Source organism: Prevotella sp. AM34-19LB (genome assembly GCF_003468525.1).
Classification (GTDB): Bacteria; Bacteroidota; Bacteroidia; order Bacteroidales; family Bacteroidaceae; genus Prevotella.
Map to the genome: position 1 here is coordinate 1 of NZ_QSIG01000107.1, position 1,865 is coordinate 1,865.

The following is a 1,865-nucleotide window of genomic DNA, read 5'->3' on the forward strand; positions in this document are numbered from 1 at the left end:
AACTTTATAATTGGACACTACAAAGTTACTTAAAATCAACGAGATGCACAACTTTTTCTCCATAAAAATATACTAATTTTCAGGCGGTTTTTTAATTCCGCCAACAGGTAGCAGTAAGTAAGGGTGCAGATTTTGTTTTTAATCATCAAAGATACCAGATAAAAGCTAATAGACCAAGTGGCAAGCCCGGAAGTAAAGTCACAAAGGTTCCTAAAGCAACGAATTATCTTTGGGATAAACTCATTTGGATTCTATATGACCAACATTATGTAATGCTAGAAGCTTGGGAATGGGATGTTGAAGACTATAAATTAGAATTTGATGACAAAAAAAGAATTTCTCCCAACGATTATAGAAAAGGGAAATGCCTATTCACAAAGATAGAAGACAAAGTTTAAAGCCGCTACAAGAAATATATGGATTTACATAGGGGGATGCATCAGATAAAAATGCATCCCACCGTATTTCCATCCTTATCCTTTATTGCCATATTCATCTTTATTTTAATAAGTTTCTTCCGCCTGTATCTTCAAGAATTTTCATCTGCTGAATGGCAATCTGATTGAGTTTGATAAGTCGCTCAGACTGCGCCATACCATCATTGATAAATACAGCGTTGAGATTCTCCATATTTGAGAGACAGATAAGTTCATTAATACTGGCATAGTCACGAATGTTTCCTTTCTTGTCGGGATTCTGCTCACGCCATTGTTTCGCAGTCATACCGAACATGGCGATGTTGAGTACATCCGCTTCATCAGCATATTTCATAGCAGCTTGCTCACGAGTCACCTCCGCAGGAATGAGATTTACTTTGATAGCATCCGTGTGAATGCGATAGTTTATCTTAGATAGTTCCCGCTTGGCAGACCATGCCAATTGTTTCTGCTCATCAGCTTTAAGACGTTGATACTCTTTTACCAACAAAAGTTGGAAACGAGGACTAATCCACATTCCGAAGTGGTACACAATGTCTCGATGAGCATAAGTTCCACCATATCAACCAGCTTTGCCATGATGCCTATTGCACCTGTTCTTTGAATCCATGCCTGTACAGAAAGCACGAAGTTGTCGCTTCCTGCTGCATTTCTAATTGTATCGAATTCGGTACAATTTAACAGATTATTTAGCATATCTTTTCACCGATATTCCAACATAGCAAGTAGCTGGGCTATTGCGCTCAACCACTTACGGTAAAAGTTATGACACTCTATCTATTGGATGGTAATCCAGATACTTTCGTCTCGGTCGCGAGCCGCTATCATGGCGTTGATGAGTCGCTGCAGCCAGATGCGGGAGTCCACCACCATACCCTCGAGCATGTTCTCCCCAACGAGGATGCAGCCTTGCGTGTCGTCAGGATGACAGCAGCTGGCTGTCAAAGGTATGAGCCAATTTGCTCTTACATCTATCTCATTATCTGTCAGCGAGTTACTATTTACGCTTACATCGATTAGCTTTGACTATGCCTGCGCCAAAGAAAAATAAGCTTTTCTTACCATATTAATATATAATGTTAAAGGGTTGGACTGCGAGATATTCACCAAATTTCAGTTTCAGGAACGGCACCGAATTCCTATAAACAAAAAACGCCCGCAACCAGACTTTACTTGCCTGATTACGGGTGCAAAGGTACGAAAATATTTTTGTATTTACCTAGTACGTACTATGTACGCGTACTAGTACTATCTTTTTCCTGATGCTGCCATGATACCCAGGGTGCGAGGTATCTAAGAGGGTGTTCAGTATTCAGTATTCAGTTTTTTTCGCGATAGTTACCCTTTCCATGGTTATAAATTGTAAGTAGATATTTTTATATATTATATATATATATAATATACTATTTATACAGAGGATGGCAACAA

General features: G+C 39.2%; 1 protein-coding gene and 1 pseudogene. Both read right to left on the reverse strand.

Annotated elements, in window-relative coordinates; translation table 11 throughout:
* Positions 1-498 precede the first annotated feature (498 nt).
* A pseudogene (locus DW830_RS15350) lies at positions 499-1,121 on the reverse strand (KilA-N domain-containing protein); the annotation flags it as partial.
* A 93-nt stretch (positions 1,122-1,214) separates the two neighbouring features.
* Entirely contained in the window at positions 1,215-1,382 is a 168-nt protein-coding gene (locus DW830_RS16015; RefSeq protein WP_158573528.1) for a hypothetical protein, read from the reverse strand.
* Positions 1,383-1,865 lie beyond the last annotated feature (483 nt).